We start from the raw sequence: 15601 nt of genomic DNA on the forward strand, positions 1-15601 counted from the left end.
GCACCGGAACGCCCGACCACCGCGACCGACACGCGGCGGACCGTCACACCCTCATGCCACAATCAGCTCGCGCACACCGGCAACGACGCCGGACACCGCCGCTCAGCAGCACCATGAAAGATCGAGGCTAAGCAGAAACGGCTACGTTTGCGTGGAAATAGCCCCCGCATTCCCACGAAAACGTAGCGGTCTGCGCACAGGAGGCAGAGCTCTTCAGCGCCCCCGGCTCTCGTCAGCCCGGTCCTCGGCGTCCACCCGGTCCTCGGAGTCCACCCGGTCCTCGGCGTCTAGGAACTCGTCCTCGTACTCGGCGTCCTCATCGCGCTGCTCCTTGCCCGCGGCACGGCGCTCATCGGCCTTCCGCCACTGCTGCGCCGCATCCTCCCGCAGACGCGCGAGGAAGAGGATCGAGATCAGCATCGCCAGCGCCGCCGCGAGCACCGCGGCGAGGGCCAGGCCCACACCGAGCTCGGCCAGAAGCCACCACAGCGCCAGCCACAGGGCAAGGCGGATCACGGCGTAGAGCAGGAACGAACGCATAGGTCGAGGGTATCTGCCGCTGCGGCAAGGAATCTGCGAGCTCGGCGCGGGCCAGCGCATCGGCCGAGCCCACGCCTCACCCACCGCCTCCGCGCCCAGCCCCGCGCACGCCGCCCGGGGCTCTCTGCGCACATCCCCAGGTGCAGTGCCTACACTCGGGACATGCTTCGCGTCGTCCTGCCCGTGCTCTCCGTGGCCCTCACGGTGTTCGCGCTCGCCGACTGCGTCCAGACCCCCGAGGACAAAGTGCGCGGCATCCCGAAGTGGGCGTGGATTCTGCTGGTGGTTCTGCTGCCCTGGGTGGGGCCGATCACCTGGCTGGTCGCGGGCAAGGAACGGGCCGACGGGGGCGGTGGCGGGCATCGGCCGCGCCGCGAAGGGCCCCTGGCTCCCGACGAGGATCCTGACTTCCTGCGCAAGCTCGATGAGGACATCCGCCGCGAGCGCCGCGAACGGATGCGTCAGGAGCAGGAGCGCCGCAAGGACGACGGCGAAGACGGCACGCCCCCCGAGCGCTGACACGCCCGCACCGCTCCGCGCCCCGGGGCTCGCCGTGAAGCACCCCGCACCTCCCGCCCAAGACCGCTACGTTCTCGTGGGAATAGCACGCTCATTCCCACGCAAACGTAGCCGGATCCGCTGACGGGGATGAGGGGCGGCACGAGGCCCCGCACCGGTCAGGAGCGCATCACAAACGCACGCTGAGCGCGCGTCCCTCAGAGCCCCGGCCGGCCTCTGCGCGCCCCGCGGCTCAGAGCCCGGAGTAGGAGTGCAGGCCGTTGATGACGGTGTTGACGATCGTGTAGTTGAAGACCACGGCCACGAAGCCGGCGATCGCGAGCCATGCCGCGCGGGAGCCGCGGAAGCCGCCGGTGGTGCGGGCGTGCAGGTAGGCCGCGTAGATCACCCAGATGATGAAGGTCCACACTTCCTTGGGGTCCCAGCCCCAGAAGCGGCCCCAGGCCTCGCGCGCCCAGATCGACCCGAAGATCAGGGTGAAGGTCCAGCACACGAACGCGACCGAGTGGATGCGGAAGCTCAGGGTCTCCAGCACGGTCGAGGACGGCAGCCGGTCCAGCACATGCCCGAAGCGGCCCCAGTGCTCGGGCATCTCCTGCACGGCCTGCGCCTGCTCCACGAGGGCCCGCTCATGCCGCGCCTGCAGCAGCTGCAGACCCGCGATCACCGCGCCCAGGATCGACAGGGCAGTGGAGATGATCGCCACGCCGATGTGGATGTAGATCCAGTGCGAGTTCTGCAGGCTGGGGGTCAGCTGCGCGGCCGGCACGATCCACACGGTCTGCGCGAGCAGCAGCACCAGCAGCACCGGACCGACGACGAAGGTGCCCAGCGCCCGTAGCTCGACACGCTTGATACTGAAGACCAGGAAGGCGAGAGTCACCACGGCCGTGGACGTGGTCGCAAACTCGTACATGTTCGCCCACGGCACCCGCTGCGTGGCGGTGGCGCGGGTGATCACGCCCAGCAGGTGCATGAGCGTCGCCGCGGACACCAGCAGGAAGGCGAAGCGCTGCGCAGACATCCCCTGCCGCGCACCCGCATCCCCCGACGCAGCACCAGCATCCCCCGACGCAGCACCAGCGCCTGACACGGCCCCAGCGCCCGCCGCAACAACATCGGCGCCGCCCGACACAGCAACCCCGGCATCACGCCCGGCTCCCCCGGCACCGCCAACAGCCATACCACCGCCGACGGCCGCGCTGCCCCCATCGGCCCCGGCCACGGCCACCCCGCTCCCGCGGCCACCGGTACCGGCCGCGACGGTCTCCCGTTCGAGGGCCTCGGCGCGGTCCTGCGCGGCCAGGCGCGCATCCGAGCGGCGCTGCGACGTCCCCGCAAGGTCGGCGGCGAAGCCGATGAGTGCGAGCACGTACAGCACGATCGCGAGCACGACGGCGAGGTTCGAGACCTCGGCGAGCTGCTGGTTGATCACGAGGGATCTCCTCCGGGGGTGTCATCGGCCGCGGGCGCGGGCCGGGAGCCATTCGTCCTATCCTGCTCCTTCGCGAGCGTTGCCGCCAGTGCACGCACGTCATCGGCGAGAGCGGGGTCATCACTGCGGGCCAGACCCGCCACCTCGAGCACCGCTCCCCCATCGCCCGGACGCACCCGCACCCACACGCGGCGGCGCGGGATGAACAGCGAGAGCATCAGCCCGCCGGTGGCGGCGAGCGCGAAGCCGAGGGTCCAGGCCTCGAAGGGGTTGTGGGCGAGGTCGAAGGCGGCGTAGCGGCGCAGACCATCGAAGCTGACGGTGGTGCCGTCGGGCAGCTCGTACTCCTGCCCGGGGTACAGCCGAATCAGCACGGGATTGCCGTCCTCGCCGACCACAGGCGTGAGGGTCTCGAGGTCCACTTCGTACACGTTCTGCGGGATCCCGGAGTCCAGGCCCAGGTCGCCCTGGTGGACGGTGAGGGCGAGCTGCGGATCCAGCGCGTCGGGGTACAGGGAGTGCGGGCCCTTCTCGTCGATCGTGCCGGTGGGCAGGAAGAAGCCGACGACGGCGGTCTGCTCGGGGCGTGCATCGGGCGCTTTGATGACCACCTGCGAGGTGTAGCCGGTATCCCCCATCGGCACGGTGATCACGGGGCCCTCAGCGACGACGGTGCCCTCGGGGTCGGTGACGGTGATCTCGGGCGCGTAGCCGTTGCCCAGCAGGTACATCGACGCGCCGTCCAGGTGCAGGGGCTTGTTGACCTGGACGGTGCGGGAGATCGTCTCGCCGTCCTCCTCGGTCACGACGACGTCGGCCTCGAAGGAGCGCGGTTCGCCGACGGTCCCGGCCTCGCCGGGCTGGACGTAGGTGGCGCGGAAGTCGTCGAGGGTGACGCGGAAGGGCGGCAGGTCTGCGGGGTCGAACCAGGCGCCGGGGGTGAAGGAGTCGTACTGCGTGAGGGAGTTCGAGAAGCTATCGCCTTCGATGATGGTGACCTGGCCGCGATAGGTGGTCAGCTGCCCGCCGGCGATGCACACCAGCACCCCGACCAGGGCGATGTGGAAGATGAGGTTCCCGCTCTCGCGCAGCAGACCGCGTTCGGCGCTCACGGAGCGGGCGCCACCGCGCTCCTCGCGGATCTCGGTGCGGTAGCGGGTCCGACGCAGCCGCGTCTGCGCGGCCTCGATGACCTGCTCGGCCTGCTCAGCGGGCAGCACGGTGCGGGTGTAGCCGGTGAAGCGGCGCAGCCGCGAGGGGGTGCGCGGGGGCCTCGCGCGCAGCTGCTTCAGGTGCACGCCCACGCGCGGGACGATGCAGCCGATCAGGGAGATGAACAGCAGCAGGTAGATCGCGGAGAACCACGGGGAGGAGAACACCTCGAAGAAGCCCAGCGCATCGAGGATCTCGCCCCAGCGGCCGTTCTCGGCCAGGAACTGGTCAGTCAGCGCCGGGTTCACGCCGCGCTGCGGGTACAGCGATCCGGGCACCGCCGCGATCGCCAGCAGCATCAACAAGATCAGGGCGGTCTGCATGCTGGTCAGCTGCCGCCACAGGAACAGCAGGGTGCCGCGCAGTCCGAGCGCGGGGGCGTTCACGCCCGCGCCATCGACCTCCGGCTTGCTGCTCCACTCCTGCGTCGGCTCCGCCGTCTGCGGCCCCGTCGGCTCCGCGGGTCGCTGTCCCGTCGGCCCCTGCGTCTCGTGCTCCCCTGCCCCGCCGGGGGTCTGCTGCTTCTTGCCCGTCATCACACCACCGGTTCAAAGGTCGCGATCATGCCCTGCAGGGCGGCCATCCACTGCGCCCACACCCCGGTCATGAGCAGCACACCGATGGCGATCAGCAGCGCGCCGGAGAGCAGGCCGATGGTCCGACGGTGCCGGGCGAGCTTGCGGCTGAGCCCGAGCGCCCGGTCGAACAGCAGGGCGAACAGCACGAAGGGGATTCCGAGCCCGAGGGAGTAGGCGAGAGCGAGGATGCCACCGCGCAGCGCCGCGCCGCTGCCGCCGCCATCCAGGGACAGCGCCACGATCGCCGCGTAGGTGGGGCCGATGCAGGGCGTCCAGCTGAGGCCGAAGATGAGGCCCATCAGCGGGGCGCCCCACAGGCCTGCGTCAGGCTTGGTGGAGGTCACGGGCCGATTAGCGCCGAGCCCCGGGAACACGCCGAGGAACACCAGGCCCATGAGGATCACGAACGCGCCGGCGATGCGGTTGATCCACACCTGATGCTCCTGCAGCAGGTAGCCGATGGTGCCCGCGAACCCGCCGAGCAGCATGAACACCACGGTGAATCCGGCGACGAACAGCGCGGACCCAGCGACCATGCGCCCGGAGTGCGAGCGGGAGCTGGCGGCGGGCCGACGGGCCCCGGCCCCGACGGTCCCGCTTGCGGCGGTGGCGCTCTGCCCGGCGAGCCCGGAGACGTAGCCGAGGTAGCCGGGCACGACGGGCAGCACGCACGGGGAGAGGAAGGCGACCAGGCCCGCGGCGGCGGCCACGGCGATCGCCAGCAGCAGGGAGCCGGACAGCGCCGTGGCCTGGAACGCGGCGCCGATCCCCTCGTCGGCCAGGATCATTCGTCGATCACCGTGTCGATCATGGTGCGCAGCACGGAGGGGTCGATGGCGCCGGAGATGCGGGCGGCCACGCGGCCGTCGCGGTCGATCACCAGGGTGGAGGGCACGGCGTTGGGGGCGACCTGGCCCCGCAGGGCGTACATGATCTCGGCGCCTTCGTCGGGGATCGACGGGTAGGTGATGCCGTAGGTCTTCTCGAAGGCCTGCGCGGGACCGGCGTCATCGCGCACGTTCACGCCGATCATCACGACGTTCTGCGCGCTGTAGTCCTCGTGGATGGCCTGCAGGTCCGGGGCTTCCTTGCGGCAGGGCGGGCAGGAGGCGTACCAGACGTTCAGCACGAGCACCTCGCCGCGCACATCGGCGGCGGAGAACTCCTCGCCGTCGTAGGTGGTGCCGGTGATGTCGACCGCGTCCCCGCGGTCGGCGGGCGGGATCTCGGTGGCCACGCCGTCGCCGGAGACGTAGCCCGATTCGTAGCGCTCGGAGGTGTCGGAGCCGCACGCGGCCAGCACCGCGCCAAGCGGCAGGGCCAGGCCGGCGGCGAGGATACTGCGCCGCGCAGCGGGCCGGGCCGGGCAGGCAGCGGGCCGGGCTGGATGGGCGAGGTGAGCAGCGGGCCGACGGGTGGGCTGGGGGCTCACGTGAGCTTCCCCCCGGTGGCGTCCACGGCCCCCGCGTACAGGGCGGCGGCGGGCTCGGCGTAGTCCACGCCGGACAGGTGGGGGCCGATGAATCGCAGGCTGGTCACCGAGCACAGGCCGCACTGGCGCCGACGGGGGTCGTGCACGAGCGACTTACCCTCGGCGCTGCGGCGGGTCAGCCAGATCGGCAGCTGGTGCAGCACGAGCACCGCCTCGCGGCCCTCGGCCTCAGCGCGGGCCTGCTGCACGGCGGCGATCACGCGGGTGACCTGCTCGCGGTAGGGCTCACCCCAGGAGGGGCGGAAGGGGTTCAGGAAGTACCGCCAGTTGCGGGGGTCGCTGAAGCGGGCCTCTCCGTGACCCATCCGGTGACCCTCGAAATGGTTGCCGGATTCGATGAGGCGCTGATCGGCGCTGACCTTGAGGCCGTGGGAGGCGGCGATCGGCGCGGCGGTCTGCTGGGCGCGCAGCAGCGGGGAGGCGCGCACGAGGGCGATGTCGTGGCCCTCCAGGTGCTGGGCGGCCAGCCGCGCCATCTGCTCGCCGCGCTCGCTGAGGCGGTACCCGGGCAGGCGGCCGTAGAGGATCTTCTCGGGGTTGTGGACCTCGCCGTGGCGTACGAGGTGAACCGTCGTCGCGGTCATCGGCGCGTTCCTCCTGATCCCGTGCTGCTGCGGCCCGGCCGGGCGCCGAGCTGCCTCACGGTACCAATCGAACCTCCATATCAGCGGTGGAGGTCAGCGGCGGTGGGCGATCCCACGCCCACGGGCGCATCGGGGTCGATCGCACGGCCCAGGATGCGGCCCAGCTCGAGGAAATCGTCGTGGCCGATGACATCCAGCAGGAGCTCACGCACCGAGCGCACGTGCACGGGGGCGGCCCGCTCGAGCAGCTCCCGGCCGGCGGCGGTGAGCTGGGCCTGGCGGCCGCGGCCGTCATCGGCGCAGCGAATCCGTTCCACCAGGCCCCGTCGCTCCATGCGGGAGATGGTGTGGGTCAGGCGCGAGCGGGAGTGGACGACCTGGTCGGCGAGCTCGGACATGCGCAGGAAGCCGCGTTCGGCCTCGGACAGGCGCACGAGGATCTCGTACTCCCCGAGGGCGAGGTCGATCTGCGGATCGGCCTGCAGCGCCTCGGAGAAGCGATCGGACAGTCGCGTGGTGGCGTACAGGAAGATGCGCCAGGCCTCCTGCTCACCGGGGCTCAGCCACAGGTCCTCCGGCGTGGAGGGGCGGTCCGGGGCGGGCTGCTGGGGCGGGGTCTGTTCACCGCTCGGCGTTGACTTCATGACGCACATCACGCTTTCCTGAGTCTGGCTCGTTCTGCAGTTGCCATCCTGCCCGAGATTAGTTTATCTTTCAAGCAAGACGGTGGTGACCCCGGGCCACGAGCCCGGAGCGCCCCGAGAACAATCCATCGATCACGGAGAATCTTATGAGCGACCTGACCCCCGGCACCTGGACCCTGGACCCGACCCACACCTCCGCTGCCTTCACCGTTCGCCACGCGGGCATCTCGAAGGTCCGCGGCCAGTTCACCGAGCCCTCCGGCACGCTCACCGTCGGCGAGGGCGGCAAGGACCTCGCGGTGAACGTCACCCTGCAGACCGCCTCGATCGACACCGGCAACGCTGACCGCGACAACCACCTGCGCAGCGCCGACTTCTTCGACGCCGAGCAGTTCCCCACCGTCACCTTCGTCTCCACGACGATGGAGGACGGGGAGATGACTGGTGACCTCACTCTGCACGGCGTCACCAAGTCCGTGACTGTCGACTACGAGTACGAGGGCGCGGCCACCGACCCCTTCGGCGTCTACCGCGCGGGCTTCACCGGCTCCACCAAGATCTCGCGCAAGGAGTTCGGGCTGACCTGGAACGCCGCTCTCGAGGCCGGGGGCGTGCTGGTCTCCGATGAGGTGCGCATCCAGATCGAGGTGGAGTTCACCGCTCCCACCGCGGCCTGATGAGCACCACCTGATCTGCTCTGTCGCCCCACCGGGGCGCCGACGGGCCGTCCGCATGCTGCGGGCGGCCCGCTCGCATGCCCGCTAGAGTCCCGGCCATGAGCACCGAGCGCCTCCCCCGCCCCACCGACCCCGACGCCCGGGTCCTCTACCTCACGCGCGAGGGCTGCCACCTGTGCGAGGAGGCGCTACCTGTGGTGCGTGCGGAGGCCGATCGCGCCGGGACCACCGTGGAGGTGCGTGATATCGACGCGGACGAGCAGCTGCGCGAGCGCTTCGACTATGACGTGCCGGTGATCATCATCGACGGGCAGATCCACGCGAAGTACCGCGTCGAGGCGGAGGCGCTGCGGGCGGCGCTGCGGCATCGGCCCTGGTGGAAGCGGCTGCTCGGGCGCGGTTGAGCGGAGCGCCCCGCAGCGTGCCCCGTCGGCCCCAGCACCCCGCACACAGCGACGACGAAGGGCTCCTGCCGGATCCGGCAGGAGCCCTTCGTCATGCGCGGCGCGCACAGGGCGCGCCACTGCTCACTTCTTGTTGCGGCGCTGGTGGCGGGTCTTGCGCAGCAGCTTGCGGTGCTTCTTCTTCGACATGCGCTTGCGGCGCTTCTTGACGACAGAGCCCATAGGTGCCTCAGTTCTGCAGGCGGCCGCCTGCGATGGTCAGCGGATCTGGAGTGCGCGGCCCCGCGGACGGCGCACGATGCGCGTGCGGGTCCGGCGCCACGGTCGACCCACGATTCTACACGCCCGCCCCGCACCTCACCCGCGGGCGAGTGCGAGATCTCTCGCAGCGTCGGCGGCGCGGGCGAGCTCGGCATCCACCGGATCCACCACGAGATCCTCCGCGACAGCCCGCACCCGGGCGGTGAGCACGCGGCGGGCGCGGCGCCGGTGCGCCGCCCCGATGAGCGCGGCGATCGCCGCTCCGGCGGTGCCGAGCAGGATCCCGACGGCGATCCCCAGCACGATGAGCACCGTGGGCAGCGGCAGGGGGATCCACAGGCCCTCAACCATCGGCAGTGGCAGCGGGGGCACCCCGAGAGAGATCAGCAGCGTGTTCAGCGCGAGCCAGCCGAGCCCCACCACCCAGGTGAGCAGCGCAAGCCACTGCAGGATGTCCAGGAGCGGCCACCACCAGGAGCGGTCCATGGCGCACAGGTCCGCTTCGGCGACCGCCTGGTCCAGGGCGTCGGGCAGCTCGTCTTCGTAGGTGCGGGCGGCGCGGCGCACGGCGGAGCGCCAGGCGTCCCCGCCGCCGGCGGAGGATTCATCGGCGAAGCGGCGCAGCCCTCCGGAGGCGCGGGCGGCCGCAGCGGCATCGGGGGCGGGCAGGGAGGTGCGTTCGAGGCCTTCGCCGTCGCGTTCCTGTCCGATGCCGAGGCGGCGCAACGGGTCGGCGCGCAGTCCGCGCAGCCAACGCACGGGCGGCCAGCCCACGCGCCGCGCGGCGCGCATGCGGTAGGAGGCGCCAACGGCCTGCGCGACCGGCTCCACGCGGGCCGCGGTCGCGAGGTCGTCGACGAGGGCATCGACGTCGGCGGGGGCAGAGCGTTCGGGCAGCCCGGCGGGGTCGGCGGCCTGCTGCAGCTGCTCGGCGGCCGAGCGCACATCGGCGCGCTGGCGGGCGGCGCTCGCCTCCTGGCTGCGGGCGATGCCGATCAGCAGCTCGCGCAGTTCCTCGAGCCCCTCCCCTGTGGTTGCGGAGACCGCGAGGACCGGGGCCTGGTCGAGTCCGTCGGCCCGGGCGATCAAGCGCAGGGACTCGAGCACGGCCTCGCGTTCGTCCTCGCGCACGAGGTCGATCTGGTTCAGGACCAGCACGGTGACGGCGTCGTGCCCGGCGAAGGGGCGCACGAACTGGTGGTGCAGCACGGCGTCGGCGTACTTCTGCGGATCGGTCACCCACACGAGCACGTCCACCAGGCCCGTCATCCGTTCGGCGATCTGCCGGTTGGCGCTCTCCACAGAGTCGAGGTCCGGCAGGTCCAGCAGGATCAGTCCGGGTGGTGCGGTCTCGGTCTCGCGGCGCAGCAGGCGGCGGCGCGGGGCCCCGGCGCGGGCGAGGGGGCTGTCGGCGTCGAGGTGGTGACGCTGTTCGACCTCGAGCCAGTCCAGCAGGGGGTCGCTGTCGTGTTCACCGAGCACCGCGGCGACGGGCTCGGAGGTGGTGGGGCGGCGCACGGCGGCCCGGGTGATCTCGCGGCCGATGAGGGCGTTGGTGAGGGAGGACTTGCCGGATCCGGTGGCGCCGAACAGGCCGATGACGGTGTGCTCGGCCGAGAGCGCCTGGCGGTGGTCGATGCGCTGGAGGACCTCGCGGGAGCTGTCCACGGCGCCGCTCGGGGCGACACCCTCCAGGGCGTCGGTCGCGGATTCGAGGGCGTCGATGCGTTCGAGCAGGCTCGCACCGCCACGGCGGGAGCGGCGCTCGGTGCTGCTGGGGCGGGCGTTCATGCGTCCTCCCGGATCCGGGCGGCGAGGGAGGCGAGCGCTGCGGCATCCTCGGCGAGCGCGTCACCCGCGCCGGGCTCACCCAGCTCCTCGAGACGGTCCAGGAATGGGCCGGACCGTTCGGCGACCAGGGCATCCAGCCGCGCGGTGAGGCGTTCCCGGGCGATTCTCGCCATCTTCCGCACGGCGTCGTCGCCGAAGATCGTCTCCAGCAGCTTCTGGCCGACGACGGCGGTCGCGGCCCCCGCACCGACCTCCAGGCCGGTGGGGATGAAGGCGGTGGAGGTGAATACGACGACCATGAGCGCGACGCCGACGGCATTGACCCCGAGGGACATGAGGCGGGCCTTGGTGCGCCGGTCGGAGCCTTCCGCGCGCACGAGCTCGAGCACATCGCCCTGCCAGGCGCGGATCGAGGCGGCGACCTGTTCGGCGTAGCCGTCGGGGATGCGCGCGAGGTCCTGGCCTTCGGCGAGGAACCGTCCGGCGGGGGTGGCGCGCCAGGCGGCTTCGGCGCGTTCAGCGCCGCGCGCGGACTCATCGATCACGACGTGCACCAGTCCCGTGCCGAGGGCCTGCTCGGCAGCGACCGCGGGGGCGGGCTTACCGCCGAGGGCCTGGGTGAGGCGGTCGCGGACCCTGCCCACCAGGCCCTCCAGTCCGCGGATGAACTCGCCGGTGCCCACGACGTCCTGCCAGCGGGCCAGCACCTCGCCGCGCAGCAGGGAGCCGTCCCCGAGGGCGTCGTCGATGCGCTCGCGCGCCCCGGAGAACGCCGCGATGGCCTGCTCCTTGAGCTGGGTGCGCTCCTGGTCCTGGGCGGCGGCATGCGCGGCGATTTCCCCGGCGGAGGCGGCCAGGGAGTCGACGGCCCCGGCAAGGGTACGGCGGGCGATGCGGCCGCGAGCCCCGGAGTCGGCGGCGAGGTGGGCGAAGTGGTCCTTCAGCTCGGTGACGAAGCGGGCGGGGAGCATTCCATCGGCCTCGAGCTCGGTCTCGGGGACGAGGAACAGGTGCTCGACGTCGATGCCCTGCTTCTCGAGCATGCCGCGCAGGTCCGCGGCGAGCTCATCGGCCACACCCGGGCGGTCGGGGATGCGGTTCATGACCACGTCGACGGTGACGTCGGTGGCGGCGGCGCTGCGCAGCACCTCCCACGGGACGGCGTCCGCGTAGCGGTTGGCGGTGGTGACGAACAGCCACAGGTCAGCGGCGCGCAGCAGCTGGCGGGCGAGCTCGCGGTTGCCGGTGGCGACGGAGTCGATGTCCGGGGCATCCAGCAGTGCCAGGCCCTGCGGGATCGCGTCCTCGGCGTGGAGTTCGAGGGAGGTGGCGGGGTCGTGGTCGCCGGTGGTGTCGCCCGGGCGGGGCGCTTCCGCGTCCCCCGCCGCCCCGGCGTGCACGCGGGCGAGGCCCGGCAGGATGCGGGTACCGGTGAACCAGGGTTCATCGGCGCTGTGGTGCAGCAGGACGGGCCGACGGGTGGTGGGGCGGATGGCGCCGGAACGGCTCACGGAGCGGCCGACGAGGGCGTTGACGAGCGTGGACTTGCCGGCGCCGGTGGAGCCGCCGATGACCACGAGCAGCGGCGCGTCCAGGGATTCGAGGCGCGGGATGACGTGGTCGGCGAGCTGGGCCTGGGCGGCGCGGGCCTCGTCGCGGGCCTGCTCGGTGCCTTCGAGCGGCAGGGGCAGCTCGAGGGTGCGCAGGTGCTCTGCGAAGGTGTCGAGCACGGCAGGGGTCGCGGTGTCGGCGGCGTCGGTCTGCTCGGTCATGGGGTCCCCCGTTCCGTGAGGCCGCGCCCCAGGGTGGGGCGCAGGCCCATTGTGGCAGGGCTCAGTCCAGGAACGGGTCCAGGCCCCATTCGGGGAAGGCAGCGCGACGTGCGGCCTGGATCATGCGGTCCAGCTCGTCCTCGGGGTCGAATCCGAGCTCCCAGTCCCGCACCTGCAGGGGCTGACCATCGCCCGTCATGACCAGTCCCGGCTCCGGGGACAGGCCGTGCTCTGCGCGGGCGTGCGCCGCCGCGACCAGGTATTCCTCCGGCAGGCGGGCGTCCAGCGGCAGTGCTTCGCCGGTCGCGACGGCGAGCAGCTGCGCCCAGGAGCGCGGGACCACGTCGATCACGGCGTATCCGCCGCCGCCGAGGGCCAGCCAGCGCCCGCCGCAGACGTCGTCGGCCAGCTCCCTCAGCATCTCCATGACGGCCACCTGCGCTTCGAGGGTGACCGTCAGGTCGGCCAGGGGGTCGGCGCGGTGCGTGTCGGCGCCGTGCTGGGTGACCAGCAGGGTGGGGCGGATGGCGCGCACGAGCGCGGGGACGGTCGCGCCGATGGCCCGCACCCACCCGTCGGCCGTGGTGCGTGGGGGCAGCGGGACGTTGATGGCGGAGCCGAGGGCGCCCTGGCCGCCGCGGTCCTGCACGAAGCCGGTGCCGGGGAACAGCTGCTTGCCGGTCTCGTGGAGGGACAGGGTGATGGCGCGCGGCTCATCCCACAGGGCGCGCTCCACGCCGTCGCCGTGGTGGACGTCCACGTCGATGTAGAGCACGCGCTGCTCCCCGGCATCCAGGGCGTGGCGGATCGCGACGGCGGCGTCGTTGTAGACGCAGAAGCCGGAGGAGGTGGCGGGTTTGGCGTGGTGCATCCCGCCGGCGATGTGGACGGCGCGGCGCACCTGCCCGGCGCGGATCGCATCGATCGCGGCGATCGCGCCGCCGACGATGCGGGCGCTCGCGGTGTGCATGCCCGCGAAGGCCGGGACGTCATCACCGCCGATGCCGTAGCGGATCAGCTCGGCACGGTCCGCGGCGGTCAGCGGCGCATCGGCTGCGGAGGCGCGCTGCACGGCGGCGATCAGCTCCCCCTCATGCACCAGGGCGATCTGGTCCTCGCGCGCCACCGGGGCGGGCAGCTCGAGGATGCCGGGTCGGTCCAGCACTCCGGCGCTGCGGGCGAGCGCGCGGGTGAGCTGCAGGCGGATCGGCGCCATCGGATGGTAGGGCCCGAAGTCGTACTCGAGCAGCGCCTCATCCCACACGACCCCCGTGACGCCGGGGTCAGCGGCGGCCGGGGACGGCGCCGAGGTGGTGGGGTGCACAGCAGCGGGCATGCCGTGAAGCGTACCCAGGCCGAGACCTCGCCGTAGACTGCCGCGCGAACAGTGGACCACACCTGCGGGGGTGTGGCTGCCCAGCGCAGGGGCGATAAAGCGCAGGAACGGCACCGTGGGACAGGAGGGGCGGACGATGTCGGATCACCAGCACACGCGGCTGGAGCATCAGCAGCGCCCCACCCGGCAGCGCCTGCCCCGCTCAGCGTCCAACAGGATGAAGCAGCGGCAGCAGGACCGATGGCGCGAATGGACGAAGCTCACCCCGGCCCGGGCGGCGCTGGTCGTGTTCACACTGATGATCGCGGTGTTCACGGCGCTGCTGTCCCTGCCGGCGGCGACGCTCTCCGGCGAGCGCACCGCCTTCGTCGATGCCCTGTTCACGGCGGTCTCCGCCTTCTGCGTAACGGGCCTGACCACCCTGGATACGGCGAGCCACTGGTCCACCTTCGGGCTCGTGGTGCTGATCGCGGCGATGAAGCTGGGCGGCCTGGGGCTGATGACGGTGGCGTCGCTGCTGTCGATCTCGGTGATGCACCGGCTGGGGCTCGCGCAGCGGGTCCACACCGCCAAGGAGACCCGAGCGGAGCGGCTCGCAGAGGTGGGCGGGGTGCTGCGCACCATCCTCATCACCTCGACCGCCTTCGAGATGGCGACGTTCGTGGCGCTGACCCCGTACATGGTGGTCACCGAGCACGGCATCGGCGAGTCGCTGTTCCTGGGGTTCTTCTACGCCATCAGCGCCTTTAACAATGCCGGCTTCGTGCCGGAGCCAGCGGGCACCGAGCAGTATCTGGGTGATCCGTTCTTCACGATCCCGATCGCGCTGGCGGTGATGGTGGGTTCGCTGGGCTTCCCGGTGATCCTGGTGCTGGTCAAGAAGCTGCGCACTCCGCGCCGCTGGTCCCTGCACGCCAAGCTCACGCTGGTCACCACGGGCCTGCTGCTCGTGATCGGGTACGTCGGGTTCCTGGCGATGGAGTGGACGAACCCGGCGACAATCGGCGACCGCTCGGTGGAGGTCAAGCTCATGTCGGGCCTGTTCGCCACGGTGATGCCACGCTCGGGCGGTTTCGCGACCCTGGACATCGGCGCTCTCACCGGGGAGGCGCGGCTGCTCATGGAGCTGCTGATGTTCATCGGCGGCGGTTCGGGATCCACGGCGGGCGGGATCCGGGTGACGACCTTCGCGCTGCTGATCCTGTCGATCTGGGCGGAGATTCGCGGCAACCCCGATGTGGAGGTGTTCGGGCGCCGCATCCCGCATGAGACGATCCGCCAGGCCATCGGGGTGCTGGTGCTCGCCACCGCCGTGGTGTTCGCCGCGACGTTCCTGCTGCTGCGGATGACGCCGTATTCGCTGGATGAGATCCTGTTCGAGTCCCTCAGTGCCTTCGGCACGGTGGGTCTGTCCACGGGTATCACCCCGAATCTGCCGCCGGATGCGAAAGTGGTGCTCATCGCGTGCATGTATGTGGGGCGGCTGGGGCCGATGACCCTGGGAGCGGCCCTCGCGGTGCGCTCCCGGGTGCGGATGGTGCAGCTGCCGCAGGAGCGGCCGATCGTGGGGTGAGCACCTGCCGGGCAGTGCCCCATCGGCCCCGACCGTAGACTGGCCCGGCCCTGATACCCGCCCGCGCGCTGGCGCGGCGCCGCGACCTTTCTTGACATCCTTCGGAGGGACCATGCCCCGCAGTGCCCGCGACAACGGTGTGCTCGTGATCGGACTGGGGCGCTTCGGCGCCTCGATCGCCCTGACCCTCGAGCAGCTGGGGACGCAGGTCCTCGCGATGGACACCAATGAGGAGCTGGTCCAGAAGTACTCCGGGCAGCTCACCCACGTGGTGCGGGCCGATGCCACGCAGCTCGAGGTGCTCGAGCAGGTGGGTGCCGCGGACTTCTCCTACGCCGTGGTGGGCGTGGGCACCACGATCGAGGCGAGCGTGCTGATCACCGCGAACCTCGTGGACCTCGGCAAGCCGGTGATCTGGGCGAAGGCGATCTCCGCCGCGCACGGGAAGATCCTGCAGCGCATCGGCGCGAACCACGTGGTGTACCCAGAGGCCGATGCGGGGCGTCGCGCCGCCCATCTGCTCTCCGGGCGCCTGATGGATTTCATCGAATTCGATGATGACTTCGCGATCGTGAAGATGCGTCCGCCGCGTTCGGTGCAGGGCATGACGCTCGCCGAATCAGACATCCGCCAGAAGTACGGCGTGACGGTGGTGGGCGTCAAGTCACCGGGCAAGGACTTCACCTACGCGGAGCCGCCCACGATGGTCGCGGCGCAAGACATCCTCATCGTCTCCGGGCACACGGACCTCATCGAGCGGTTCTCGCAGGTGGGGTGAGTGTG

16 protein-coding genes are annotated in these 15601 nt (G+C 71.5%); 5 read left to right on the forward strand and 11 right to left on the reverse strand.

Features of this window, described 5'->3' with window-relative positions; genetic code table 11:
• Nucleotides 1-213 precede the first annotated feature (213 nt).
• Nucleotides 214-540 carry a DUF4229 domain-containing protein gene (locus MU407_RS08040; protein WP_246956632.1) on the reverse strand — a complete coding sequence of 109 codons (327 nt, stop codon included), beginning with the start codon at nucleotides 538-540 and terminating at the stop codon, nucleotides 214-216.
• Nucleotides 541-702: 162 nt separating this feature from the next.
• Here MU407_RS08040 and MU407_RS08045 point away from each other — a divergent pair, with 162 nt between their 5' ends.
• Entirely contained in the window at nucleotides 703-1059 is a 357-nt protein-coding gene (locus MU407_RS08045) for a PLD nuclease N-terminal domain-containing protein (protein ID WP_102235425.1), read from the forward strand.
• Nucleotides 1060-1291: 232 nt separating this feature from the next.
• Here the strand turns inward: MU407_RS08045 and ccsB are convergent, their stop codons facing one another.
• The 6 genes from ccsB to MU407_RS08075 form a co-directional block, all read right to left on the reverse strand.
• On the reverse strand, nucleotides 1292-2494 hold the full coding sequence (gene ccsB, locus MU407_RS08050; RefSeq protein WP_246956633.1) for a c-type cytochrome biogenesis protein CcsB: 1203 nt from the start codon (nucleotides 2492-2494) through the stop codon (nucleotides 1292-1294).
• On the reverse strand, nucleotides 2491-4242 hold the full coding sequence (locus tag MU407_RS08055; RefSeq protein WP_246956634.1) for a cytochrome c biogenesis protein ResB: 1752 nt from the start codon (nucleotides 4240-4242) through the stop codon (nucleotides 2491-2493). The genes ccsB and MU407_RS08055 overlap by 4 nt, the downstream gene beginning before the upstream one ends.
• Entirely contained in the window at nucleotides 4242-5072 is an 831-nt protein-coding gene (locus MU407_RS08060; RefSeq protein ID WP_246956635.1) for a cytochrome c biogenesis protein CcdA, read from the reverse strand. Before MU407_RS08060 ends, MU407_RS08055 begins: the two co-directional genes overlap by 1 nt.
• Nucleotides 5069-5623: a TlpA disulfide reductase family protein gene (locus MU407_RS08065; protein WP_246956656.1), complete on the reverse strand. Its 555-nt coding sequence runs from the start codon at nucleotides 5621-5623 to the stop codon at nucleotides 5069-5071. The genes MU407_RS08060 and MU407_RS08065 overlap by 4 nt, the downstream gene beginning before the upstream one ends.
• Before the next feature lie 89 nt (nucleotides 5624-5712).
• Nucleotides 5713-6360 (reverse strand): histidine phosphatase family protein, encoded by a 648-nt coding sequence (locus tag MU407_RS08070; protein WP_246956636.1) that lies wholly within the window; start codon nucleotides 6358-6360, stop codon nucleotides 5713-5715.
• Nucleotides 6361-6440: 80 nt separating this feature from the next.
• A complete protein-coding gene (locus tag MU407_RS08075) occupies nucleotides 6441-7004 on the reverse strand; it encodes a MarR family transcriptional regulator (protein ID WP_246956637.1) in 564 nt (187 codons plus the stop codon).
• Nucleotides 7005-7150: 146 nt separating this feature from the next.
• Here MU407_RS08075 and MU407_RS08080 point away from each other — a divergent pair, with 146 nt between their 5' ends.
• Entirely contained in the window at nucleotides 7151-7681 is a 531-nt protein-coding gene (locus tag MU407_RS08080; RefSeq protein ID WP_246956638.1) for a YceI family protein, read from the forward strand.
• Between the two features lie 98 nt (nucleotides 7682-7779).
• Nucleotides 7780-8085, forward strand: a complete 306-nt coding sequence (locus MU407_RS08085) for a glutaredoxin family protein (protein WP_102235433.1) — start codon at nucleotides 7780-7782, stop codon at nucleotides 8083-8085.
• A 123-nt stretch (nucleotides 8086-8208) separates the two neighbouring features.
• Here the strand turns inward: MU407_RS08085 and MU407_RS08090 are convergent, their stop codons facing one another.
• The 4 genes from MU407_RS08090 to MU407_RS08105 form a co-directional block, all read right to left on the reverse strand.
• Complete coding sequence (locus MU407_RS08090) at nucleotides 8209-8307, reverse strand: AURKAIP1/COX24 domain-containing protein (RefSeq protein ID WP_019174583.1); 99 nt, start codon at nucleotides 8305-8307, stop codon at nucleotides 8209-8211.
• A 135-nt stretch (nucleotides 8308-8442) separates the two neighbouring features.
• Nucleotides 8443-10137: a dynamin family protein gene (locus MU407_RS08095; protein WP_246956639.1), complete on the reverse strand. Its 1695-nt coding sequence runs from the start codon at nucleotides 10135-10137 to the stop codon at nucleotides 8443-8445.
• Nucleotides 10134-11909: a dynamin family protein gene (locus MU407_RS08100; protein ID WP_246956640.1), complete on the reverse strand. Its 1776-nt coding sequence runs from the start codon at nucleotides 11907-11909 to the stop codon at nucleotides 10134-10136. Before MU407_RS08100 ends, MU407_RS08095 begins: the two co-directional genes overlap by 4 nt.
• A 61-nt stretch (nucleotides 11910-11970) precedes the next feature.
• Nucleotides 11971-13245 carry an acetoin utilization protein AcuC gene (locus MU407_RS08105; protein ID WP_246956641.1) on the reverse strand — a complete coding sequence of 425 codons (1275 nt, stop codon included), beginning with the start codon at nucleotides 13243-13245 and terminating at the stop codon, nucleotides 11971-11973.
• 217 nt (nucleotides 13246-13462) lie between these two features.
• Here MU407_RS08105 and MU407_RS08110 point away from each other — a divergent pair, with 217 nt between their 5' ends.
• Nucleotides 13463-14818, forward strand: a complete 1356-nt coding sequence (locus MU407_RS08110) for a potassium transporter TrkG (protein WP_246956657.1) — start codon at nucleotides 13463-13465, stop codon at nucleotides 14816-14818.
• A 112-nt stretch (nucleotides 14819-14930) separates the two neighbouring features.
• Nucleotides 14931-15596, forward strand: coding sequence for a TrkA family potassium uptake protein (locus MU407_RS08115; protein ID WP_246956642.1), 666 nt, complete (start codon nucleotides 14931-14933; stop codon nucleotides 15594-15596).
• Nucleotides 15597-15601 lie beyond the last annotated feature (5 nt).

The organism is Brachybacterium sp. Marseille-Q7125 (assembly GCF_023062615.1).
Classification (GTDB): domain Bacteria; phylum Actinomycetota; class Actinomycetes; order Actinomycetales; family Dermabacteraceae; genus Brachybacterium.